At 65.3% G+C, this 22,062-nt stretch carries 17 protein-coding genes; 8 read left to right on the plus strand and 9 right to left on the minus strand.

The genetic code is table 11. The annotated features are described in order from the left end of the window. The first annotated feature begins 125 nt into the window (after positions 1–125). Together ftsH and P6U28_RS36920 are read left to right on the plus strand one after the other, a co-directional pair. Positions 126–2,048: an ATP-dependent zinc metalloprotease FtsH gene (gene ftsH, locus P6U28_RS36915; RefSeq protein WP_027573106.1), complete on the plus strand. Its 1,923-nt coding sequence runs from the start codon at positions 126–128 to the stop codon at positions 2,046–2,048. Positions 2,049–2,233: 185 nt separating this feature from the next. After that, the gene (locus tag P6U28_RS36920; protein ID WP_407120776.1) at positions 2,234–3,679 is read left to right on the plus strand and encodes a hypothetical protein; all 1,446 of its coding nucleotides are present in this window, start codon (positions 2,234–2,236) and stop codon (positions 3,677–3,679) included. 119 nt (positions 3,680–3,798) lie between these two features. On the opposite strand, the gene P6U28_RS36925 is transcribed toward P6U28_RS36920, so the two are convergent. The 3 genes from P6U28_RS36925 to P6U28_RS36935 form a co-directional block, all read right to left on the minus strand. Further along, positions 3,799–4,794: a glycosyltransferase family 2 protein gene (locus tag P6U28_RS36925; RefSeq protein WP_122405623.1), complete on the minus strand. Its 996-nt coding sequence runs from the start codon at positions 4,792–4,794 to the stop codon at positions 3,799–3,801. 64 nt (positions 4,795–4,858) lie between these two features. Continuing rightward, a complete protein-coding gene (locus P6U28_RS36930; protein WP_407120778.1) occupies positions 4,859–6,421 on the minus strand; it encodes a hypothetical protein in 1,563 nt (520 codons plus the stop codon). Positions 6,422–6,465: 44 nt separating this feature from the next. Further along, positions 6,466–7,950: a hypothetical protein gene (locus tag P6U28_RS36935; RefSeq protein WP_407120779.1), complete on the minus strand. Its 1,485-nt coding sequence runs from the start codon at positions 7,948–7,950 to the stop codon at positions 6,466–6,468. A 302-nt stretch (positions 7,951–8,252) separates the two neighbouring features. On the opposite strand from P6U28_RS36935, the gene P6U28_RS36940 reads away from it, so the two are divergent. Then, positions 8,253–8,417: a Flp family type IVb pilin gene (locus tag P6U28_RS36940; RefSeq protein ID WP_122405621.1), complete on the plus strand. Its 165-nt coding sequence runs from the start codon at positions 8,253–8,255 to the stop codon at positions 8,415–8,417. Between the two features lie 112 nt (positions 8,418–8,529). On the opposite strand, the gene P6U28_RS36945 is transcribed toward P6U28_RS36940, so the two are convergent. Then, entirely contained in the window at positions 8,530–9,513 is a 984-nt protein-coding gene (locus P6U28_RS36945) for a phosphatase PAP2 family protein (protein ID WP_122405620.1), read from the minus strand. A 265-nt stretch (positions 9,514–9,778) separates the two neighbouring features. Between P6U28_RS36945 and P6U28_RS36950 the strand changes: the two genes are divergently transcribed. Beyond that, complete coding sequence (locus tag P6U28_RS36950) at positions 9,779–10,459, plus strand: TetR/AcrR family transcriptional regulator (protein ID WP_122405619.1); 681 nt, start codon at positions 9,779–9,781, stop codon at positions 10,457–10,459. 152 nt (positions 10,460–10,611) lie between these two features. On the opposite strand, the gene pyk is transcribed toward P6U28_RS36950, so the two are convergent. Both pyk and P6U28_RS36960 read right to left on the minus strand, forming a co-directional pair. Then, positions 10,612–12,048, minus strand: a complete 1,437-nt coding sequence (gene pyk / locus P6U28_RS36955; protein WP_122405618.1) for a pyruvate kinase — start codon at positions 12,046–12,048, stop codon at positions 10,612–10,614. Beyond that, the gene (locus P6U28_RS36960) at positions 12,045–12,638 is read right to left on the minus strand and encodes a DUF1036 domain-containing protein (RefSeq protein ID WP_122405617.1); all 594 of its coding nucleotides are present in this window, start codon (positions 12,636–12,638) and stop codon (positions 12,045–12,047) included. Before P6U28_RS36960 ends, pyk begins: the two co-directional genes overlap by 4 nt. Before the next feature lie 167 nt (positions 12,639–12,805). Here P6U28_RS36960 and P6U28_RS36965 point away from each other — a divergent pair, with 167 nt between their 5' ends. The 4 genes from P6U28_RS36965 (at position 12,806) to P6U28_RS36980 (ending at position 15,903) form a co-directional block, all read left to right on the plus strand. Then, positions 12,806–13,111 carry a DUF1244 domain-containing protein gene (locus P6U28_RS36965; RefSeq protein ID WP_407120780.1) on the plus strand — a complete coding sequence of 102 codons (306 nt, stop codon included), beginning with the start codon at positions 12,806–12,808 and terminating at the stop codon, positions 13,109–13,111. Between the two features lie 194 nt (positions 13,112–13,305). Continuing rightward, complete coding sequence (locus tag P6U28_RS36970) at positions 13,306–13,578, plus strand: DUF2312 domain-containing protein (RefSeq protein WP_407120781.1); 273 nt, start codon at positions 13,306–13,308, stop codon at positions 13,576–13,578. A gap of 85 nt (positions 13,579–13,663) precedes the next feature. Then, positions 13,664–15,430: an adenylate/guanylate cyclase domain-containing protein gene (locus tag P6U28_RS36975; RefSeq protein ID WP_407120782.1), complete on the plus strand. Its 1,767-nt coding sequence runs from the start codon at positions 13,664–13,666 to the stop codon at positions 15,428–15,430. 47 nt (positions 15,431–15,477) lie between these two features. Beyond that, positions 15,478–15,903, plus strand: coding sequence for a DUF1801 domain-containing protein (locus P6U28_RS36980; RefSeq protein ID WP_122405614.1), 426 nt, complete (start codon positions 15,478–15,480; stop codon positions 15,901–15,903). 126 nt (positions 15,904–16,029) lie between these two features. Here P6U28_RS36980 and P6U28_RS36985 read toward each other — a convergent pair whose 3' ends face one another. The 3 genes from P6U28_RS36985 to P6U28_RS36995 form a co-directional block, all read right to left on the minus strand. Next, positions 16,030–17,649, minus strand: a complete 1,620-nt coding sequence (locus P6U28_RS36985) for a DUF882 domain-containing protein (RefSeq protein ID WP_312016175.1) — start codon at positions 17,647–17,649, stop codon at positions 16,030–16,032. A gap of 285 nt (positions 17,650–17,934) precedes the next feature. Continuing rightward, on the minus strand, positions 17,935–20,178 hold the full coding sequence (locus P6U28_RS36990; protein WP_407120783.1) for a L,D-transpeptidase family protein: 2,244 nt from the start codon (positions 20,176–20,178) through the stop codon (positions 17,935–17,937). A 350-nt stretch (positions 20,179–20,528) separates the two neighbouring features. Continuing rightward, positions 20,529–22,022 carry a sigma-54-dependent transcriptional regulator gene (locus tag P6U28_RS36995; RefSeq protein ID WP_407120784.1) on the minus strand — a complete coding sequence of 498 codons (1,494 nt, stop codon included), beginning with the start codon at positions 22,020–22,022 and terminating at the stop codon, positions 20,529–20,531. Positions 22,023–22,062: the final 40 nt, after the last annotated feature.

The following is a 22,062-nucleotide window of genomic DNA, read 5'->3' on the forward strand; positions in this document are numbered from 1 at the left end:
GCGACCCGGACGGCACCTAAATTGTATGCGTCTAACCGAGAGGATTCCTTGGGGATTTTCTCTAGCTTGCCCAAGTAGCTCCTGAAGGACCAGGCCGCGATCCGCGCGACCACGAAGGAAGATCGATGAACGCCAATCTGCGCAATTTCGCCCTCTGGGTCATCATTGTTTTGCTGCTGTTGGCGTTGTTCACGCTCTTCCAGAATCCGGGTCAGCGGGCGTCCTCGCAGGACATCGCCTTCTCCCAGCTGCTGAGCGAAGTTGATCGCGGCAATGTCCGCGACGTCGTGATCCAGGGCCCGGACATCCACGGCACCTTCACCAACGGCTCGAGCTTCCAGACCTATGCGCCGAATGATCCGACGCTGGTGAAGCGGCTCTACGACAGCAAGGTGCAGATCACCGCGAAGCCGCCGGGCGACAACGTGCCCTGGTTCGTCTCGCTGCTGGTCTCCTGGCTGCCCTTCATCGCGCTGATCGGCGTCTGGATCTTCCTGTCGCGGCAGATGCAGGGCGGCGCCGGCAAGGCGATGGGCTTCGGCAAGTCGCGCGCGAAGATGCTGACCGAAGCGCATGGCCGCGTCACCTTCGAGGACGTCGCCGGCGTGGATGAGGCCAAGCAGGATCTGCAGGAGATCGTCGAATTCCTGCGCGACCCCGGCAAATTCCAGCGCCTCGGCGGCCGCATCCCGCGCGGCGTGCTGCTGGTCGGCCCGCCCGGCACCGGTAAGACCCTGATCGCGCGTGCGGTCGCGGGTGAAGCCAACGTGCCGTTCTTCACCATTTCCGGTTCGGATTTCGTCGAGATGTTCGTCGGCGTCGGCGCGAGCCGCGTCCGCGACATGTTCGAGCAGGCCAAGAAGAACGCGCCCTGCATCATCTTCATCGACGAGATCGACGCTGTCGGTCGTCACCGCGGCGCCGGCCTCGGCGGCGGCAACGACGAGCGCGAGCAGACGCTGAACCAGCTGCTGGTCGAGATGGACGGCTTCGAGGCCAACGAGGGCGTGATCCTGATCGCCGCGACCAACCGTCCTGACGTGCTCGATCCCGCGCTGCTGCGGCCAGGCCGCTTCGACCGCCAGGTCGTTGTGCCCAATCCCGATGTCGTCGGCCGCGAGCAGATCCTCAAGGTTCACGTCCGCAAGGTGCCGCTGGCCCCCGATATCAACCTCAAGACCATCGCGCGCGGCACGCCGGGCTTCTCCGGCGCCGACCTGATGAACCTCGTCAACGAGGCTGCGCTCACCGCCGCCCGCCGCAACAAACGGATGGTGACGCAGGCCGAGTTCGAGGAGGCCAAGGACAAGGTGATGATGGGCGCCGAGCGCAAGTCGCTCGTCATGACCGAAGAAGAGAAGCTCTTGACGGCCTATCACGAGGGCGGCCACGCCATCGTCGGTCTCAACGTGCCCGCGACCGATCCGATCCACAAGGCGACCATCATTCCGCGCGGCCGTGCGCTCGGTATGGTCATGCAGCTGCCCGAGCGCGACAAGCTGTCGATGTCGCTGGAGCAGATGACCTCGCGCCTTGCCATCATGATGGGCGGCCGCGTCGCCGAAGAGCTGATCTTCGGCCGCGAGAAGGTGACCTCGGGCGCCGCCTCCGACATCGAGCAGGCCACGCGCCTTGCCCGCATGATGGTGACGCGCTGGGGCCTGTCGGAGGAACTCGGCACCGTCTCCTATGGCGAGAACCAGGACGAGGTCTTCCTCGGCATGTCGGTGTCGCGCACGCAGAACGCATCCGAAGCCACCGTTCAGAAGATCGATTCCGAGATCAAACGCCTGGTCGAGGAAGGCTACAAGGAAGCGACCCGCATCCTCACCGAGAAGCGCGCCGATCTCGAGACGCTGGCCAAGGGCCTGCTCGAGTTCGAGACGCTGACCGGCGAGGAGATCGTCGACTTGCTCAGGGGCAAGAAGCCGAACCGCGAGTCCGTGCTCGAGCCGACCACGCCGCGCGCCTCCGCCGTGCCCCCGGCCGGCAAGCCGCGCCCGCGTCCGGATCCGGATCCTGGCCTCGAGCCACAGCCGCAGGCCTGATCGAGAAGCGGCAGATCGAGAAATGAAGAACGCGGCGGAAACGCCGCGTTTTTTTTGGGTAGCCCGCTGGGCGCAGCAAGCCAGCGTGTGAGGCCTGAAGCGGGGGGCAGAAGCGCACCGTGCTCGGGGCAAATGCGCCAAACACTAAAGAAGAACTTAACGCTTGCGGCCTATTTTGGCCCGCTATGACTGATCAAGCCGTCTACAGCGCGGTTCAACCGTTTTCGGCACGTGCCGTGCTCCCCTGGGCCGTGGGGCTCAGCCTCTACACCGTGTTGCTGGCGCTCGGCCCGCGATTGCTCGGCGATCCCGACAGCTATTCCCACATCGAGCTCGGACGCTGGATCATCGCGCACGGCACCTTGCCGACGAGCGACCTGTTTTCCTTTTCGAAGCACGGCGCGCCCTGGATCACCTTCGAATGGCTGTCCGAGGTCATCTATGCCGCCGTCTACGCGCTGGCCGGCTGGCCGGCCGTCGTCGCGATTGCGGCTGCGGCGATCGCGCTCGCCTTTGGCCTGCTCACGTTCTTCCTGCTGCGGGAGCTTTCCCCGGCCCTGACTGTGCTGATGGTGATCGCGGCCATCGTCCTGCTGGCGCCGCACATGCTGGCGCGGCCGCACGTCCTCGTGTTGCCGGTGATGGTGATCTGGGCGGCTGCCCTGGTGCGCTGCATGGATCGCAGCTCGCCTCCGCCATATTGGGCTCTGCCGCTGCTGGTGCTGTGGGCCAATCTGCACGGCAGCGGCGTGCTGGCGCTTGGGCTGATTGGCCCGGCGGTGCTCGAGGCGCTGCTGCGTGAGAAGCGAAGCGAATGGCTGCACGTGTTGCTGCGGTGGCTGCCATTCACGGCACTGGCGGTCGTAGCGTCCTGCCTGACGCCGCACGGGCCGGAACCATTGTTGATGCCGCTGACGACGCTGGCCGCAGGTCCCGCGCTCGCCTGGATCTCGGAATGGCGGCCGCAGGATTTCAGCCATAGCGGTGGCTTCGAATTGCTGCTGCTGGCTGGCATCTTTGCGCTCTCGCGCGGCGTGACACTGCCGGTCGTTCGGGTCCTGGTGGTGATCGGCTTGCTCCATTTCGCGCTGGCGCAAATCCGCAATGCGGATTTGCTGGGCATGCTGGCGCCGCTTTATCTGGCGGCCCCGCTGGGGCGGACGTTCGGCGGACCGACCGGGATCGATGCGGCCGGCCGCTCGCGCGGCCTCAATCTGGTCGCGCTCGGTGTCTTGGTCGCGATGAGCGGGGCGGCGCTGGCGCGGGACATCCGGCCGGCTCCGGCCATCACCCCGCAGGCTGCCATCGCTCAGGCCGACCTGGCCGGGACGGGACGCGTGCTCAACGATTACGCCTTCGGCGGCTATTTGATCTTTGCCGGCATTCCCACCTTTATCGATGGCCGCTCCGAACTGTACGGCGGGCCGTTCATCGACCGCTACAATCGCGCCCTGGCGCTGATCGACCTCGGAGATTTCCTCAGATTGCTCGACGAATACAACATCGACGCGACACTGCTCGCACCGCAAACGCCCGCGATAGCGATGCTCGACCGACTGCCCCAGTGGCAGCGCGTCTACAGCGACGATGTGGCGGTCGTTCACAAGCGGCGAGATACGCCGCGACAATAAGTCGGGCGCCAAGGCGACACATCGGCCCTCGATCGACCCGCTGCCGAAGACCTCTTCGAGGGACGCGTGCCAATTCAGGTTCGAAGTGAGCGGCGGGAAGAGCTCGCTCGTCCGCCGGGTCACTCGTTGATGGTGTGGATCGCCTGTGTCGACGCCGTCGCGTCGCGATCGAAGCCGATTCGTGCCTGCACCACGTAGAGCGGGCGGCGTTTCACCTCGGCATGGATGCGGCCGACATAGAGCCCAACGATGCCCGTCATCAGCATGTTGATGCCGCACAGCAGCGACATGAGGACGATCGTCGAAGACCAGCCGGTCACGAGATGGCTGTCCTTGCTGAGCCACAACAGAATCACCCAGCCGCCGTAGAGCAGCGCAAGGGCCGAGACCGTCAAGCCGCACCAGATCGCCAGCCGCAGCGGCAGATCGGAAAAGCCGAGCGCGGCGTTCACCGCCAGGCGGATCATCTTGAACAGCGGGTATTTGGTTTCGCCCGCGGCGCGCTCGAGGCGGTGGAAGGCGACCTCGGCCTGCCGGAAGCCGAGCCAGGCGATCATGCCGCGCACAAAGCGATCCTGCTCCGGCATCTGCCTGAGCGCGTCGAGCACCTTGCGGTCGATCAAGCGGAAGTCGCCGACATCCGCAGGGATGCCGACGGAGGACATCCTGCCGAGCAGCCGGTAGAACAGATGCGCGGTCGCGCGCTTGAAGCGGCTTTCGCCCTCGCGCGAGAGGCGGCGGGCGTGGACGATGTCGTTGCCCTCCTTCCACTTTGCGATCAACTGCTCGATCACCTCGGGCGGGTCCTGCAGATCGGCGTCCATGACGATGATGGCGTCGCCTTGCGCGGCGTCCATGCCGGCGGTGATGGCGATCTGATGGCCGAAGTTGCGCGACAGGCCGAGGTAGCGAAAGCGCGTGTCGCGCACGGCGAGCGCTCGCAGCACGATCGAGCTGGAATCGCTGCTGCCGTCGTCGACGAAGATCGCTTCCGCCGGCCCGTCGAGCTTGGACATGACCTGGTCGAGCCGGCGCAGCAGGACCGGCAGCACCGCTTCCTCGTTGAATACGGGAATGACGAGGCTGTAGCGGATCGATCTGGAATTGGCCGCCATGCGAAGGAGTCCCGCTGGGTTGGAGGGGCGCAAGTCTATGAGCAGGTGGTTAAGGTCGCCTTTCTCAGGACTTGCGGCGAATCCTGTAGAGAACAAACCGATCCGAGGTCTCCAATATCTCCAGCAGATCCGGCAGCGGATTTGCGGCCCGCGGTCCCAGCACATAGAGGTAGTCGAAATCCCGGTACCAGGTGAGGACAAAGCGCGGCGAGTCCGCCGGCGGGCGGCCCGTTGCAATCGCGGTGAGCAGGCCTGAGGACACCAGTCCGCCATCCGGAGTGGCGAGCTGGCGCACGGCCTCGACGGCCCGAACAGGTTGCTTGCCCGCTTCCGTGAAGAGATTGGGCACGAAGGCGTTGGCATAGTGCACCGCCAGCGTTGGCGCATAATACATCGGATACGCAGTGAGGTCGGCGAAGGGCGGATCGCCAGCTTCGTCCGCATTGCTGACGAGAACGCGCGAGCCGCGTTCGATCTTGCGGAACGACTCGATGGTGGCTGCGTAGTCAGCGCGGTAGGGCAGCCACACTGTGAAGACAACGGCGAGATTGATCAGTGTGATGCCGCTGATCGCAGCGAGCGCGCCCATTCTCCACGCCCGGCTCGGTAACGACAGCGAGCAGAACGCCGGCAGGATCAGCCCCGCAGCAGGAATCACGCGGAGGTCGGCAAACGAGGTCCCGAACAGCCTGGAGGGAATGGCCACGTACAGGAGCGCAAGACCGAGCGCGATCCAGATCCCGGGCGGCTCGAGCCTGAGAACGCCGCGCCTTGCGGCGAACAGCAGCGCGGTCATCATCGTCAGCCCGGTCACCGCCGCGGCCGTCAGATTGTAGCCGTTCATGATGCGGAGCGGCCAGACCGGCTTGAATGCGAGGAACCAATCGTTGCCTTGGCTTCCGATCGCGCCTGCCGTGACATGCATGATCGAAAGCAGCGCAAGCGCCGGCAGGGCCAGCGCGCCGAGCCGCGCGGCCACGACGGGATGCGTGGTCTGCCCTTGGCGGATGCGCGACAGCTCGACAAGGCCCAGCACTGCGCCGTAGACGCCGAGCGAAAAGAAATGCCCCACATAGAGCGCGGCGACGAAGGCCGAATGGGCGGCGAAGCGCAGCGGCCAGGCGCTTTCGGCCAGCATCAGGTAGACGGCCATGCCCCAGAGCGCGAGACCGATCCCGAACTCGAAATTCACAAAACCCCAGCTGAACGGCAGGCAATAGAGGAAAGCGAGCGCGGCGAAGCCGGCGAGATGGATGCGCTTTTTCCGGACCCATTCGAGCAGAAGCGCGCCGGTGACGATCAGGACCTGGCTCAGCAGGAGAAACAGCCGAGTGGCGTCCTCGACGCTCATCAGCCGCGCCAGCTGCGGGACCATCAGGTCCATTCCGAGGTTGGGATAGAAGGCCCAGGTCACCTCGTAATACGGATTGGCACCCGGTGTGCCGTTCTGGCTCAGGACGTACATGCGCGCGAGGTGATTGGGATAATCGACCATCGCGGGAATGGGTGTCAGGAGCACCGGGAGAAACGAGACCGCCGCCAGCAGCGCAAGAACGATGGTCGCCACGATTCGGTCCGGGTCGGGACGCGCCGGATTTTTCGGGGGCGGCTGGCTGGTGGGAACCATCTGATGGAGCAGCTGAGGCCGGAGACGAGCGCTGGAGCAGGTCCTCACTTCGAAGGCGCCGCCGCCGCGCCGTCTGCGGTGTCGCGCACGTGGATCACTGCGATGTCGTCCGCGTAGATCCGCTTCCAGCCCTTGAGCTGGTCGAGGATCTGCGGCCCCGGCGCGTCGGCGACCAATAGCGTCGCGTCGATCTTGTACTCGTCCAGCAGGCGCGGCAGCAGCTCGGGCTTCCTGCCTTCCGTCGCCTCGAAGAAGTCCATGACGAACTTCTCGCCATACAGTTCGGCGCGGCCGTCGACGAAAACGGGAATATCGCGCGAGATCAGATAGCCGCCGAACTGGTAGGCGTTGAAGATGCGCTGTACCTTGCATCGCTCGAGCAGGTCGACCGCCGCAACCGGCGTCTGCCTCATCGTGAAGGTGAAGCGGTGATGCCCCATATAGAGCGACGTCGACGTCCAGCCTGCCGCCACGATCATCAGCGCGGCAAGCGCGGTGACAGTGCGGGCCGGCCAGCGGTCGGCACCGGTGGCGTCAGGCGTCCGGCGCGGGAACATCTCGCCGAGCGGCCTTGCCAGCACCAGCGGCACCAGGAACGCAAATGCCTCGATGCTCCTGACATGGGTCAGCGCGCTCCAGGTCAGGAACAGGATCAGGAAGATCCGGGGCGCCGACAGCACCAGGCCGCGATAATAGCCGAATGCGATCAGGGCGAGCAGGGCGCCCTCGAACGGGGTGAACGTGGCGAAGTTCGCCGGCATCCATTCGCAGATCAGCGACAGCAGCTCGCCGAGTCTGAGGACGTTGCTCGCGCCCTGCAGCGTCCGCCATCCGTACGGCGTGCAGCAGCTCGCGATCAGCGCGCCGATTCCGAACAGCACCCAGCGCATGAACAGCGAAAGACGCCGTCCCTTCTCGGCGTGCTCGACCGCTTCGAGCGAGATCGGACCGATCAGCGCGAGGCCCAGCACGAAGCCGCCATGCAGGTTCGCCCAGAGCGCCATCAGCGGCAGCCAGGTCCAGGACGGCGCGCTCTTGCGATCGGCAGCTGCCATCAACAAGCCGACCCACGCCACCATGACGGGCAGCGCCAGAATACGTGCCAGCACGTGATGGATCGACAGCAGCAGCGCCAGCGTCGCGAACAGTACCGCGCGCGGTGCCTCGATCTGCGCGTCGAGCAGATGGACGAAGATTGCGACCGCGAGCGCGAGAGCGACTGCGGTGAGGATGACGGGACCTGCCCAGCCCCATTGCGCATGGGAGAAGGCGAACGCGACCTGCGACAGCCACGACGTCGATATCCACGGCGCGCCCATTCGCGTGAAGGAATAGAAGTCGGTGGTTGGCATGGCGCCGTGATCGAGGATCCATTGCCCGATCTTGATCTGCCAGAACGAGTCGGAATCCTGAAGCAGGCTATCGCCGAGAAAAAGGAAGAACAGATAGGCGCCGGCGCCGACGCACAGCGGCACCAGGGCCCGCGTGCGGCTCTGCACGGCGATGCTGTTGGCGAAGGAGAGGGACATGCCGTCTCGTTGTCCTGCTTGTTCTTGTCGAGCTGACCGAGCGGACGACATTGGAGCATGGGCGCTCATAACTTCGGGTAAACCGGCTGCGCCAGGCAGATTCAAAGTCTCGACAATTTAATGGACTGTTTTGGATTTCGATTTACCATCGGCGAATACACGCAAACCGCTCGGTGTTTACGCAGTCGAATTAACTGCGGCGCAATTCTTTGCCTCTAGGTTCGGTTCCATGGTCGGGCGGCGCTGGGAAGCCGAAAAGACCGGATCAGTTGTAAGCCTCGTGTACTCATTTGGAGCACTCTATGAAGAACCTCGTTGCGCGTTTCGTGAAGGATGAATCCGGCGCCACCGCCATTGAATACGGCCTGATCGCTGCCGGCATTGCGCTGGCGATCATCACCGTCGTCAACCAGCTCGGCGGCACGCTGAACACCAAATTCACCTCGATCCAGTCCAGCCTGAAGTAAGCTGGCGGACCATCAAGTTTCGAGAGCCCCGTCCTGGACGGGGCTCTTTTCTTTTTGGCGAATGATTCAAAGTCGCTGCCGCTACGCAAACGTGGTGACGGCTGGTGCAGCGTCATTCGGCGAGGCTGACCTGCCAGACCGCCGACGCGGCAGGCGCGCCGGAAATCCGTGACGCGCCGTGCAGCCAACGAACAAAGAGCTTCACCGCCCAGATCGATGCTGCAGCGACGGCGATGCCGCCGACGACGTCAATGACGTAGTGCGCGCCGATCACCGGCGTCGACGCGATCATCAGGAGGTTCAGGGCGGCTGCGATGATGCCGATGCCGCGCACCGGCCACAGCGCCCACATATAGAGCACCGCGGAGGCGGCGTGAAAGCTTGGAAACGAGACGATGCCGGAGAGGAAGAACAGGCGGAGCTCGTGCAGGCTGCCGTCACGAAGTGCGAGAATGTCGCGCAACTGCCCGGCGTAAACGGCGGTGTTGATTTCAGGCAGATGCGCGGCAGGCAGTTGCAGCGCGTAATAGGTGCCGATCGCCGGCACCACGGCGGAGATTGCGATGGTCACCGCAAGCGCGAGGCTCGTCGCAAGCATGAACGATTGCAGGCGCACATAGCGGCCCGTCAACGCCAGCACGACGGGAACGCCGAGCAGTGGCAGCTTGATCAGCCCGTAGCCGCGCGCGAAGATGGTCGCGAGCCAGGGATGATCGTTGACGTATCGCGCGATCGCTTCGGGATCGAGACCGAGCGCGCGGTCGATCGCAAGCAGCGCTTGGTCCTGGAGCGGCCAGCTCAGCTTGCCCGCGACGTAGCTGAGCGGTCCGACGATGGCGCAGGTGAGAATGACCTGCCCGATCGCACCGAGCGAAAACACCAGCTTCGGATCCGCAAGCTCCGCTTTGACGATCCGATGGCCATAGGCGACCGCGAGCAGGAATGCGGCGATCGCCAACGTCACGCCGTAAGCAACCGGCTCGAGGCTCAGGTCTGCCCAAGGCAGGCCGATCGCCAGCAGTCCGCCCATGGCCGCGATCGGAAGCCAGTTCAGATGGAAAAGCTGCCAGGCGGTCCGGGCGTCCGTGTCGACCATGCTGCACCGAGGTGAGATCGCAGTATCCCGTACAGTCGCGGCGCAGTCTTAAGATCGCGGTAACAATCGTGGTTAGCCGTCACCAACCAAGTCGCCGTTATTTTGGGGTGAAGTCCCGCCTCCTTGAGAGACGCTCCACGCATTTCCCATCTTGTCATTCACTCTGAATAGTTGTTCAGTCCTTGCGGGGCGATTTGCATCTTTTGACGTGACGAAGCGTTCGGCCGCAGGGCGTGTGGCTGGCGTGTGGGACAGGAAGCGCGCCATGGTTTATCGGCGGACGCATCAAGTGGTGAAGCGCCTTGCGGCGCGGCGCAGCGCGATTCTTGCGGCGGCGCGGGAAGCAGCGGCGGAAGGCGGAATGGCGGCGGTGCAGATCGCGCCGGTCGCGGTCCGGGCCAATGTCGCAGCCGGCACGGTGTACCGTTACTTTCCCTCCAAGGCCGAGCTGATCTCCGAACTCATTGCCGAGGTCTCTCGCGACGAGCTCGCGGCGATCCGCCGGGCGGCCGATGCCGCTCCAGGACCGTCCTCGGCGCTGGCGGCCGCCGTGACCACCGTGGCGGTCCATACGCTGTCGCAGCGGCGGCTGGCCTGGGGCATCCTGGCCGAGCCCGTCGATGTCGATGTCAGCGCCTCCAGGCTGGCCAGCCGACGCGAGATCGCCGGCGAGATCGCGAGCCGCATCGACGCCGCCGTGCGGGCCGGTCACCTGCCGGCGCAGGACACTGCGCTCGCCGCCACCGCGCTGCTGGGGGCGCTGCATGAGGCTCTGGTCGGGCCGCTTGCGCCCGACAATCTCGGAGATCCCGTCAAGATGCGCGATGCGGTGCAGACCGTGACGCTGCTGGCGCTGCGCGCCGTCGGCGTCATGGACGCCCGCGCCCGCGGCCTGGTGGTGCAGCAGACGCTACTGCCGACGACGAAGGCGCTGGTTGGGGCGTAAAATCGCGCCGCGGTCGAGGCGGCGCCCTGATCGCGCTCAGGTCATTGCCTGAGCGTGCCTTTTCGTGAAATCCCAGCGAGCCCGCCAGTCCGGCCAGGCTACTGTGCATGGGGTTGTTTTTCGACTTTTTTGTTTTGGCCGCGCTGGCGGGCCTACATATCCGCGTCGCCCCCGGGGCCGACCGAGGCGATGCGCACCATGTTGGTGGTGCCGGGAATGCCGAGCGGCACGCCGGCGACGATGATCACGCGCTGGCCCGCGCGGACGAAGCCATCGCGGAACGCAATCTGGCCGGCGCGGCCCACCATGTCGTCCTGGTCGCGCGCGTCCTCCGCCACGACGCAATGCACGCCCCACACCACCGCGAGGCGGCGCCCCGCCGTGATGTTCGGCGTGATCGCCACGATCGGCGGCTTGGGCCGCTCGCGTGCGACCCGCACGGCGGTCGAGCCCGATGAGGTCCAGCAGATCAAAGCGGGCAGGTCCAGGGTTTCCGCCATCACGCGCGCGGCGTCTGCGATGGCGTCGCCGACGGTCGATTCGGGGTCCGGCCGCTGGGCCATGATCACCGAGCGGTAGGTCGGGTCGCGCTCGACCTCCTCGCCGATGCGGTTCATGGTCGAGACAGCCTCGACCGGGAATTTGCCGGCCGCCGATTCCGCCGACAGCATGATGGCGTCGGCGCCCTCATAGACGGCGGTGGCGACGTCCGAGACCTCGGCGCGGGTCGGCACCGGCGACTGAATCATCGATTCCAGCATCTGGGTCGCGATCACCACCGGCTTGCCGGCGCGGCGCGCCATCCGCGTCATCTGCTTCTGCAGGCTCGGCACGCGCTCGAGCGGCAGCTCGACGCCGAGGTCGCCGCGCGCCACCATCAGCGCATCCGATGCCTCGATGATGTCGGCGAGGCGGTCGATCGCCTGCGGCTTCTCGATCTTGGCCATGACCGCGGCGCGGCCGCGGATCATCCTCTTGGCCTCGAGCACGTCCTCGGCGCGCTGCACGAAGGACAGCGCGATCCAGTCGACGCCGGTGACGAGGGCCGCCTCGAGGTCGGCGCGGTCCTTCGGCGTCATCGCCGAGACCGGCAGGTCGGTGTCGGGCAGGCTGACGCCCTTGCGGTCGCTCATCTTGCCGCCGACCACGACGCGGGTCACCGCATGCTCTTTCGAGGTCTCCTCCGCGATCAGCCGCACCTTGCCGTCGTCGAGCAGCAGCGCATGGCCCGGCCGCAGTGCGGCCAGGATCTCCGGATGCGGGAGGTGGACGCGCGTGGCATCGCCGGGCGTCTTGTCGGAATCCAGCGTGAAGGTCTGCCCGTTCTGGAGCTGGACCGCGCCGTCGGCGAAGGCGCCCAGTCTCAGCTTCGGTCCCTGAAGATCGACCAGGATGCCGATCGGCCGGCCATAGCTGCTCTCGACGTTGCGGATCGTCGCCACCAGCTCCCGCATCTTGTCATGCGGGGTGTGGCTCATGTTGATGCGGAACAGGTCGGCGCCGGCCTCGAACAGGCGGCGGATCATCGCGAGGTCTGAAGAGGCGGGGCCCAGGGTCGCGAGAATCTTGATACGGCGAAGACGCCTCATGGCTTATTTCCAGACGGGGGCGGGGGCGCCGGCGGAAGGCCGGGCGCGGCGGGGGGCGTACCACCGGGCGGACTATTGGGCAAACCCGGAACGCCGCCCGGGCCCACCGGCCCGGGCAGGCCAGGTACGCGTTGCTGCGCCGGCTGTTCGTTGGCGTCGGTCAGCTGCACCGTCCAGGCCCGCTGCTCACCGGTGTCGACCTCGAAATAGCCGGTTCGGTCATAGCCGCGCGCCAGGCAGTCCTCGGTGCCGCGGATGGTGAACTCCTTGTCGCGCGAGCACATGAAGGCCTGGCCGGACCACTCGCCGCCGCGGTCATAATCGACGGCGTAGATGTAGTAGTAGCGAGCGACCAGCGTGCCTCGCAGCAGCGTCTCACAGGAACGCGACGAGATGTTCCACCAGCCCTCGGTGGTCCAGCCCTCGGCGTCCTTGTAGCCGAGCGCAATGCCAACCCGGCTCGAAGTGTTGTTGCAGAGGCGGAAATCGGCGGAGGCCGGTCTGGCCCAGAGGCACAGCAGGGCAACCATCAGCACCGGGACCAACCGGGCGAGCAGGCGAAGCGGGAAGCGGGGAGATTCGGCAATCATTGTCGCGGAAGCTATACCAGATCATTGACGATTTGGCGTAGGGCCGGGGAACTGCCCCATAGCCGGGCTGTGGCCCGTTTGCGCCGCGATATGGCAAAATCTGTGACAGGACCCACCTGATCCCGTAAGGGTGACCGCCATCGGGACGGGCCTTAGGGAAGACAGCCATGGCAATCGACGACAAAACCAGAACGGAGCTCGAGGCGGCCGCTTTCCGGCGCCTGGTCGAGCATTTGCGGGGCCGGACGGACGTCCAGAACATCGACCTGATGAATCTGGCCGGCTTCTGCCGCAACTGCCTCTCCAACTGGCTCAAGGATGCCGCGGACGCCCAGGGCGTGCCCCTGAGCAAGGACGAGAGCCGGGAGGCCATCTACGGCATGCCCTACGAGACCTGGAAGGCAAAGTACCAGGGCACGGCCACGCCTGAGCAGCTCGAGGCGATGAAGAAGGTCCATCCCAACGGGCACTGACGCCTCGTCGCGCCGCTCTGAGTCGCACCACACAACAGCTTTCTTCGCGTCGGCGCAGGAAGGTGTGGGCGCGCTGTGGACGAGCGCGATGCTTGCTTGAACGCTGGGAGCGCCGACCCTAAGGGTCTACCCAGCACGCGCGGTGAGGGATGCCGGCGTCACCTCGTTTTGCCAGTTCCATTGGGAGTACCAAGATGGCCACCTCCGCCGCCGTCCGCGAAGACGAGCCCGCGACGAAATTTGCCAAGGACCAGCTCAAATCCATCATCGAGCGCATCGAGCGGCTGGAGGAAGAGAAGAAGGCGATCTCCGACGACATCCGCGACGTCTATGCCGAGAGCAAGGGCAACGGCTACGACGTCAAGGCGCTGCGCACCATCGTGCGCCTGCGCAAGCAGGACCCCAACGAGCGCGCGGAGGCCGAGACCATTCTCGAGACCTACATGCAGGCGCTGGGGATGCTCTGAGGCGTTTTGTCTAGAGGCGTTGCAGCGCACCAAGCTTGGGCGAAATCTCGTCATCTGCTAGAGTGCTCGGTGAAGGGACCGAGCGATGGATGTGCCGGGACCAGAGCGCAGGCTTGCCGCAGTTCTCGCCGCAGACATGGTCGGCTTCAGCCGACTGATGGAGGTCGACGAGGCCGGCACACTTGCGCGCCTCAAGACCCATCGGGTCGAACTCATCGATCCCGCTATTACCAAGAATCGCGGTCGTATCATCAAGACGACCGGCGACGGGTTGCTGGTCGAATTCCACAGCGTCGTCGATGCCGTGCTGTGTGCCGCTGAGGTTCAGCATCGCATGGCGCGGCGCAACGCGGATGTGCCGCCGCCGCGGTGGATACAATTCCGCATCGGCATCAATCTCGGCGATGTCATCGTCGATCAGAACGACATTTTCGGCGATGGCGTCAACGTCGCGGCGCGGCTGGAGACGCTCGCCGAGCCCGGAGGCATCTGCATCTCCAGCGCGGTTCGCGACCAGCTCGGCGAGCGCCTCGATGGCGTCGCATTCGAAGACATCGGCGAGCAGAACGTCAAGAACATCGCGCGCGCCATCCGCGTCTACCGGATCCGATTGGAGGATGTGCCGGCAAGCACGCCAGCCGGTGCGACGGCCGCCGCAAAGCCGACTGGCAAGTCGAAGAAGCCGTCGATCGCCGTGCTGCCGTTCGCCAATATGAGCGGCGATCCGGAGCAGGAGTTCTTCGCCGACGGTCTCACCGAGGACATCATCACCGAGCTTTCACGCTTCCACGATCTGCTGGTGATCTCGCGCAACTCGACCTTCGTGTACAAGGGAAAGTCGGTCAAGGTACAGGATGTTGGCCGCGAATTCGGTGTCGACTACGTCATCGAGGGAAGCGTGCGAAAGGCCGGGGATCGCGTCCGCGTCACCGTGCAGCTGATCGATGCGGAGACGGATCGGCACATTTGGGCCGAGCGTTACGATGGCGAGCTCAAGGACATCTTCGCCATCCAGGACGAGATGACCCGGGCGATCGCCGCCACGTTGCCCGGCCGCGTCGAGGCGGCGACGCACGATCGCGCGAACCGCAAGCCGACGGACAACATGGCGGCCTACGAATGCGTGCTGGCCGCGAAGGTCTTGCATCATCGCTCCAATCGCGAAGACAATGCGCGGGCGCAACTTCTGCTCGACCGGGCGCTCGAACTCGACGCGAGCTATGCGCACGCGCATGCGTGGAAGGCGTGCGTTCTGGGCCAGACCTGGGTCTATAATTGGTGCGCGGATCGCGACGCCACCTTCCAGCAGGTGGCTTCAGAGCTGGAAACCGCGCTGGTTCTCGACGACAATGACGCCGACGTCCACCGCATCCTCGCGGCACTCAATCTGAATCGCGACGACCATGATAAGGCCACTTACCATCAGGAACGCGCGCTCGCGCTCAACCCGAATTATGACCTCGTAGTGGTGCAGCAGGGCGAACTGCTGACCTGGCTGGGAAGACCGGAGGAGGGGATCGACTGGATCAAGAAGGCGATGCGGCTCAACCCGTATCACCCGGAACGATTCTGGAGCCATCTCGGGCGCGCCTATTACTGTGCCGAGAAATACGCCGAAGCCGCCGAAGCCCTCTCGCGGATCTCACGCCCCGATCACACCCATCATGCGTTCCTCGCCGGGATCTTCGCGCAGATGGGCAATGCCGTGGCTGCCGGCGCGCACGCGGCCGAAGTTCTCAAGCGTGAGCCGGCATTTTCCGTCGCCAATCATCTTTCCACCCAGCATTATAAGCGGGAGGTCGATCGTCAGCGCTATGAGGCAGGCCTCCTCCGGGCAGGCCTGCCTCCTTGATCTGGCGCACGGCGGAGACCGATTGCCGATCCATCGAGAGTGAGACTGTGACCGAGCCGATATTGCGGCGCGAGGTGAGCCGCGCCTTCGACGCCTTTCCGGCGCCAATGCGCCGGCGGCTCCTTCAGGTGCGCGATCTGATCTTTGCGACCGCCGCGGCGCATGAGGAGGTCGGCCGGCTCAGCGAAACGCTGAAATGGGGCGAGCCCGCCTATCTGACCGAAGAGACAGGCAGCGGCTCAACGATCAGGCTCGGCCGCCTGAAGGATTCCGATCACGCCGCCATTCTGTTCAACTGCAAGACGACACTGGTCGACACCTTTCGCGAGCGCTTTCCAGATCAGTTCGAGTACCGGCAGACCAGGGCGTTGCTGCTGCCGGTTGCGGGCAAATTGCCGAAGCGGGAGCTCGCCGTCTGCTTGTCGCTGGCGCTGACCTATCATCTGGATCGGCGGGGCAAAAAAGCGCGATAAGGCGGACTTGTAGCCCTGGTGGAGCGCAGCGAAATCCGGGGTCTCGCGCAGCACGCGCCGCTTTCCCGGGTTGCGCTTCGCTCCATCCGGGCTACGAGATTGATTTCTTGAAAATAGTAAGGGCGATCAGCGCAGCGCGGCGGTGCGCACGACGAACGAGGTCGTCTCGAGCTTTGCGGTCGCGCTGCCGGAGAAATTGTCGCAGGACAGGCCCTGCATCGGGTCGTCGGAGAAGCCCATCGCGATCACGGCCTTCGGCTTGACGAAATAGCCGCGCAGCGCAGCCAAATCGAGTTCGCCCATCAGCGTCACCGACATGGCGCGGCTGGCGCTCGGCGATAGCATCAGGATCTTGAGCCAGACGCTCTCGCCCTTGGCTGCGGAGAGGCGGGTCGCGGTTGCGATCCTGCCGTCGATGCTCTTGCCGACCACCGTGTTGATCTCCGTCGCCTGAGCCACGCTGCGGGACGTCGCGGCGGGGCGGGCCGTGCGCGGGATCGGCGCGGAGGCGGCGACGACATTGGCGCGATCGACGGGGGAGGCCGCGGGCGCGTAAGCCAGGGCCTGGAAGGCTGCGTTGGACACGCTCGCGGTTGGTTGCGGATCGGTGGTGGCGGCGAGTGCCTGGCGAGCCTTCAGTGCTGCGACCTGCGCTGGCGTGGCCTGCTGCGGCGCAGCCGGGACATCATCCCAGAAGCCGCGGGCATTGATGATGTCGGCCGGGGTCTCCGGCTTTCCGTCAACAGGCTTGCCAGTCGGCGGCTTGTCAGCCACGGGCCCGGCCTTCGGCTTGGGCGGCGCAACGATCTGCGCATCGGCCGAAGCAAGCTGGAGGGTTGCGCCGATCTGCGGCTTGGCGCGCGGCGTCGGCACCGGCTCGGCGGGCTTAGCGGCGGCTGCGACGACGGTCGGCACCGCCGGCTTCGCGGCCGGGGCGGGCGCGCCCTCGTCATCCTCGTCGCTGGCGGCTGGAGCTGCCGACTTGCCCTTGAACAAGGCGGCGAAGAAATTCGGTTTGCTGCCGGCATCGTCGCCGCTGCCGCGCCGCTCGATCTCGGCCTTGGCGAGCTCATAGCCCTTGAGCGGCGTGCCGTCGGTTGGCAGATGCACCGTCTTGCCGTCCGGGAACACGCGCGCGAGCTGGTCATGCGTCATGCGCGGCCAGTGCCGGATGCTGCCGGTGTCGAGGTGCACGAAAGGCGAGCCGGAGGTCGGGTAGAAGCCGACGCCGCCGCGCTGCAGGCGCAGGCCGGCGAAGCGGATCTGCTCCAGCGGCACGCCCGGGATGTAGAAGTCCATCGCATGTCCCAGCATGTGCTGGCTGAAGCGCGCCACACCGGATGAGCGGCGGCGGAGCATGGCGTTGGTGGCGGGAGAGCGATAGGAGGAGATGATCTGGATCGGCTGCTTGCCGTCGACGTCGCGATAGACTTCCCAGAGGATGTCGAAGAGGCGACGGTCCATCACCGTCTCCTCCTGGGTGCGCCAGTCGCGCAGGAAGTGGTTGAGCTGCTTCAGCGCCGCTTCGTCGTAGCGCCCGTCGCGCTTGAAGGTGACGGTGAGATCTTCGCCGGAATGGGTATGGTGGAAGGAGAGCGTCTTGGTCTCGTTCAGCGCGGCGGCATCATGAACCGAACCGGCGGCCGCAAGCAGCAATGCAGCCGCGAGGCCGATCCGGGATCCGGCCTTCACGCCCGCATGGGACAACGACAGCACAGCGAATTGGCGTGCGAAACCAGTCAGCACGTATGAGCCCACCCAGTCGACGAGCGTTCAAATGGACTCTCCCGCCAACCCCGTTAGCAGCGCGAAAGAGGATGAACGCTTTCTTAAAGCGAGAAGGTTAATTCGAGGTTGACCTTCCCGCCCCCAAACCAAGTCAGACTACGATCCTAAACGGTTGACTGTGGCAAAAAAACGCCCGCTGCCCGAACGCAGGTTGGAGAATGGTTAACGTTAAACGGCCCCATCCAGAGGACAGGGCCGCTGATTTCATTGCAGAATTCTTGTGAACCAGGCGCTGAGCCGGGCTCAGCGGGTAAACACCCGCTGCGGACGACGGCCGACTGGCGCTGGCGGTTGGGTCGAGGCCGGCGCTCCGAACAGCCGCTCGAAGAAGTTTGGTCCAGACGAGCCGAAGCCGCCGCCATTGTTGGCCACCGCGACCCCTGATGGCAGCGTCGTCGCCGGGCGGGAATAGCTCGGCTGAGAATGGGCCACGACGGCCTCGAGGTCCTTGCCGCGGTTGTTCTTCAGGATGTTGAGCATGGTCGCGTCGCGGCCGTAAACGTCCTTGCGGAATTGCAGCTTGCCGGCATCGTCCACGAACGCGGTCTGATAGGTGATGTTGACCGGGATCGGCGTCGGGAATTTCAGGTCGATCTCGCTCTTGCCATACATGCTGCGCACGCGCTCGGGCGTGTACTTCTCGCTCGGCATGGTGATGTTGAGCAGCACGGACGCGTATTGATCCGGATTCTGCACTCGCATGCAGCCATGGCTGAAGGCGCGGTCTTCCTTGGCGAACAGGTTCTTGTCCGGCGTGTCGTGCTGATAGACCAGGAACTTGTTCGGGAAGTTGAAGCGGATGCGGCCGAGCGCGTTGGCTTCACCCGGCGGCTGCGAGATGTGCACCGAGCCGTCGCGGTTCTGTTCGAGCTTGAGGCCCATGCGCTGGAGCACGGTCGGGTCCTGCTGAAGCGCCGGCAGATATTCGTTGTAGACGATCGACGGCGGCACGTTCCAGGTCGGGTTGACCGTGATGTACTTCATCGTCTCGGTCAGCAGCGGGGTGGCGTGCTGCCCCGGCTTGCCGGTGACGACGCGGGTGGTCCAGACCTGCTGGCCGTGCTGCATCACTTTCAGCGTGTAGTCGGGAATGTTGAGGATGACATAGGCATCGCCCAGTGAAGGCGCGCCGAGATCGCGCGGCAGCCAGCGCCAGCGCTCCATGTTCACCAGCACGGTGTCGATCTGCTTATCGCGCTTCGGGGTGTTGAGCGCCTTGACCGTCTTGTCGTCGAGAATGCCGGTCGGCTTCATCTCGGCGCCGCTCTGGAATTTGCGCACGGCGTCTGCGACCGCTGCGTCATAGCGGGTGTCGCTGGCGTTCTCGGTGATACCGAGCTTGGCGCGGAGCTGCGGCACGCGCGGATCTTCCACCACCACCTCAGCCTGCTTCTTGCCGGCCGGGGTGTATTTCAGCGAAGGGCCCTCGGCGATCTCGATCACCGGGCCATTGCCCTGGCCGCGCAGCTCGGCGAGCTTGGCCTTCAGCGCCTTGTAGAGCTTGTGCGGCGGGTTGTAGCTGTCGAGCGCCGCGGAGGCATCCGCCGCGGTCGTGACCTTGGTCAGCACCTCGCTCGGATCGACCGGATGCTCGGGATAGAGGATGTCGGCGCTGACTTGCGACCAGTGCATGCGGCCGCTCTGGGCATGGCGCGCATAGTCGAACATGCTGGCGGTGAGCTTGAGCTCGGCATCCGCCAGCGCATCGGGGGTGGTGGCGGCGGCGAAATCCGGCACCGGATAGTCGGCGGGATTGAGGCCGTCGGACGCCGCGTCCTTCAGCCGCGCGATCACGCCCTTGGCCGCGGCGGTCAGGGCGCCGCCTTGGGTCCAGACCGGCGCGAAATCGCGGGCGCCGTAAAACTTCTCGACCGCCGCGCGCTCGTTCTTGTGGTCGAAATAGCGCGAGGCCTTGGCGCCGATGACGTCCTTGAGCTTGTCCGCGACCGGCTGGTCGGCGGCGGGCACGTTGCTCGCTGCCTTCACGGGCTCAGCGGCGGGAGCCGCTGCGGCAGCAGGTGCCGTGGGAGCGGCCGGCGTGACGGTGGCGGTGTCAGCCTTGGCGGGCTCGGTTTTGGCGGGCTCGGTCTTGGCAGGCTCGGTCTTGGCAGGCTCGGTCTTGGCGGGCTCGGTCTTCGCCGTCTCGCTCTTCGGCGCTTCGGGCGCGGGCGTGGTGGCGACGTCGGACGGCTTGGTCTCGACCTTGTCCGGTGCCGGCGCGGCGTCCGCCTTAATCGACTCCCTCGCAGTTTCCTTGCTGGAGTCCTGCACTGTGGCGGTGCTGTCGAGCTTGATGTCGGCCGCAGTCGGAGGCGGGACGTTGGCCGGCTCGGGGCGCGGGATCGCAGCTTCGATCGCAAGCTCTGCTGCGCTGCTGCGCGCCTGATCCTGCGCCAGGGCCGAGCTGGCCGACACCGTGAGGAAGGTCGCCGCGACCGTCATCAAGACACGGTCAAAGCCCGCACGGTGGTTCAAACAGTCACGCATTGTGTCGCACCCCTCGGGTGAGCTGTCCCCTCGTGGAACAGCTTCGTTATCGCCTATTGGTGAGTTTCGGCTAAACCGCGCCGGCCTCTCGAAAGTTGCACGCCTGCACGCAACGATTCCTACGCAGACGATATACAGGCCCCGATTTTGCAGCCAGCGCTACCGGGAACAACTCACGACAAACTGACTTCAACGGAGCCTCTTGGCAACGGATTGTGCGCTTCTGCCACGCGCTTTTCCCTCTGTCTGTCACTTCCAGGTCACGGTTCAAATCGCAGTCGAATTCTGTCGTCATGCGAACGGCTTACGGCCGTCTCGCGCCGTTGCGCGAACCGCCGTTCGCACTGGACTCAGTGCGTCTCCTCACCGCTTTTGCCGCCATGTCCGGGAACCCCCGCCTCGTCGAGTTTGCGGTACAGCGTTGACCGGCCGATTTTGAGCCGGCGAGCCACTTCGGACATCTGGCCGCGATAGTGCGAGATCGCGAAGCGGATGATCTCGTTCTCCATGTCTTCCAGCGAGCGGACATCCCCCGTCGCGGTGAGCAGGGCGAGAGTTCCTACGGCGGGGAGCGGAGCGATTGGTATTTCACTACCTGAGACCACAGAAGGCATTGGGGGCTCGAGCATCAGCGGCGCGGTCGGAATATCCGTGATGGGATGCGCCTGGGAGGCGAGCAGGGGGAAATCGCAGAGGCCGAGCTGGTCGGCGTCGCTCATCACCACCGCGCGGTAGACCGCGTTCTCGAGCTGGCGGATGTTGCCGGGCCAGTCGAGCTGGGCAAGCTGAGCCACGGCCTCGCCGCTGATGCCGGTGATGGGGCGGTTCTCCTCGGCGGCAAAGCGCGCGATGAAATGTCTGAGCAGATGCGGGATATCCTCACGGCGGGCGCGCAGCGAAGGGATCGTCAGCGGCAGCACGTGCAGGCGATAGAACAGGTCTTCCCGGAAATGTCCCTGCTTCACCCGCTCCAGCAGCTTGCGATTGGTGGCCGAGATGATGCGGACGTCGACCTTGACCGGCTTGCGGCCGCCGACTGCCTCCACGGCTCCTTCCTGGAGCGCGCGCAGCAGCTTCACTTGCGCGGTCAGCGGCAGCTCGCTGACTTCATCCAGAAACAGCGTGCCGCCATGGGCCTCGACAAACTTGCCCATGTGCCGCTCGGTGGCGCCGGTGAAGGCGCCCTTCTCGTGGCCGAACAGGATGGACTCGACGAGATTGTCGGGAATCGCGCCGCAATTGACCGCGACGAACGGCTTGGCCTTGCGCTCGCCGCTGCCATGGATAGCGCGCGCAAACATCTCCTTGCCCACGCCGGACTCGCCCTCGATCAGCACGGGGATCGCGGAGTTTGCCGCCTTCTGTGCGGCTCGCATCACGCCCGTCATGGCCTCCGAGCGCGTGATGATGTCCGAGAAGGTCAGCCGGCCTTCGCGGCTGTGACGGATACGCTGCAATTCGCCTTTGAGCGCCGACGTGTTGAGCGCGTTGCGCAAGGACACCTGGAGCCGCTCCACGCCGACCGGCTTGACGACGAAATCGGCCGCGCCCGCCCGCATCGCCGAGATCACGTTGTCGATGCCGCCATGGGCGGTCTGCACGATGACGGGGATGCTCAGGCCCGCTTCGCGGATCTTCGCCAATACGCCCATGCCGTCGAGGCCGGGCATCACGAGATCGAGGATGACGGCGTCGATGGCCGGTGCATCGGGCGCGGTGAGGGCGGCGATTGCGGCGTCGCCGGAGTCCACGACGACCGTCTCATAGCCGCATTTCTGCACCATGTTCTCGACCAGCCGGCGGGCTACAGCGTCGTCGTCGGCGATCAAAATACTGGCAGCCATGGTGTTCCCCGCACGCTACTACTATCTGTCTCGAATCGGG

Origin of the sequence: Bradyrhizobium sp. STM 3561 (genome assembly GCF_045571455.1) — a bacterium.
GTDB classification, from domain to species: Bacteria; Pseudomonadota; Alphaproteobacteria; order Rhizobiales; family Xanthobacteraceae; genus Bradyrhizobium; species Bradyrhizobium vignae.

What these genes read in the sequence shown, in the direction of transcription:
- ftsH (WP_027573106.1), top strand. Translation starts at nt 126, where the DNA reads ATGAACGCCAATCTGCGCAATTTCGCCCTCTGGGTCATCATTGTTTTG.
- P6U28_RS36920 (WP_407120776.1), top strand. Translation starts at nt 2,234, where the DNA reads ATGACTGATCAAGCCGTCTACAGCGCGGTTCAACCGTTTTCGGCACGT.
- P6U28_RS36925 (WP_122405623.1), bottom strand. Translation starts at nt 4,794, where the DNA reads ATGGCGGCCAATTCCAGATCGATCCGCTACAGCCTCGTCATTCCCGTA.
- P6U28_RS36930 (WP_407120778.1), bottom strand. Translation starts at nt 6,421, where the DNA reads ATGGTTCCCACCAGCCAGCCGCCCCCGAAAAATCCGGCGCGTCCCGAC.
- P6U28_RS36935 (WP_407120779.1), bottom strand. Translation starts at nt 7,950, where the DNA reads ATGTCCCTCTCCTTCGCCAACAGCATCGCCGTGCAGAGCCGCACGCGG.
- P6U28_RS36940 (WP_122405621.1), top strand. Translation starts at nt 8,253, where the DNA reads ATGAAGAACCTCGTTGCGCGTTTCGTGAAGGATGAATCCGGCGCCACC.
- P6U28_RS36945 (WP_122405620.1), bottom strand. Translation starts at nt 9,513, where the DNA reads ATGGTCGACACGGACGCCCGGACCGCCTGGCAGCTTTTCCATCTGAAC.
- P6U28_RS36950 (WP_122405619.1), top strand. Translation starts at nt 9,779, where the DNA reads ATGGTTTATCGGCGGACGCATCAAGTGGTGAAGCGCCTTGCGGCGCGG.
- pyk (WP_122405618.1), bottom strand. Translation starts at nt 12,048, where the DNA reads ATGAGGCGTCTTCGCCGTATCAAGATTCTCGCGACCCTGGGCCCCGCC.
- P6U28_RS36960 (WP_122405617.1), bottom strand. Translation starts at nt 12,638, where the DNA reads ATGATTGCCGAATCTCCCCGCTTCCCGCTTCGCCTGCTCGCCCGGTTG.
- P6U28_RS36965 (WP_407120780.1), top strand. Translation starts at nt 12,806, where the DNA reads ATGGCAATCGACGACAAAACCAGAACGGAGCTCGAGGCGGCCGCTTTC.
- P6U28_RS36970 (WP_407120781.1), top strand. Translation starts at nt 13,306, where the DNA reads ATGGCCACCTCCGCCGCCGTCCGCGAAGACGAGCCCGCGACGAAATTT.
- P6U28_RS36975 (WP_407120782.1), top strand. Translation starts at nt 13,664, where the DNA reads ATGGATGTGCCGGGACCAGAGCGCAGGCTTGCCGCAGTTCTCGCCGCA.
- P6U28_RS36990 (WP_407120783.1), bottom strand. Translation starts at nt 20,178, where the DNA reads ATGCGTGACTGTTTGAACCACCGTGCGGGCTTTGACCGTGTCTTGATG.
- P6U28_RS36995 (WP_407120784.1), bottom strand. Translation starts at nt 22,022, where the DNA reads ATGGCTGCCAGTATTTTGATCGCCGACGACGACGCTGTAGCCCGCCGG.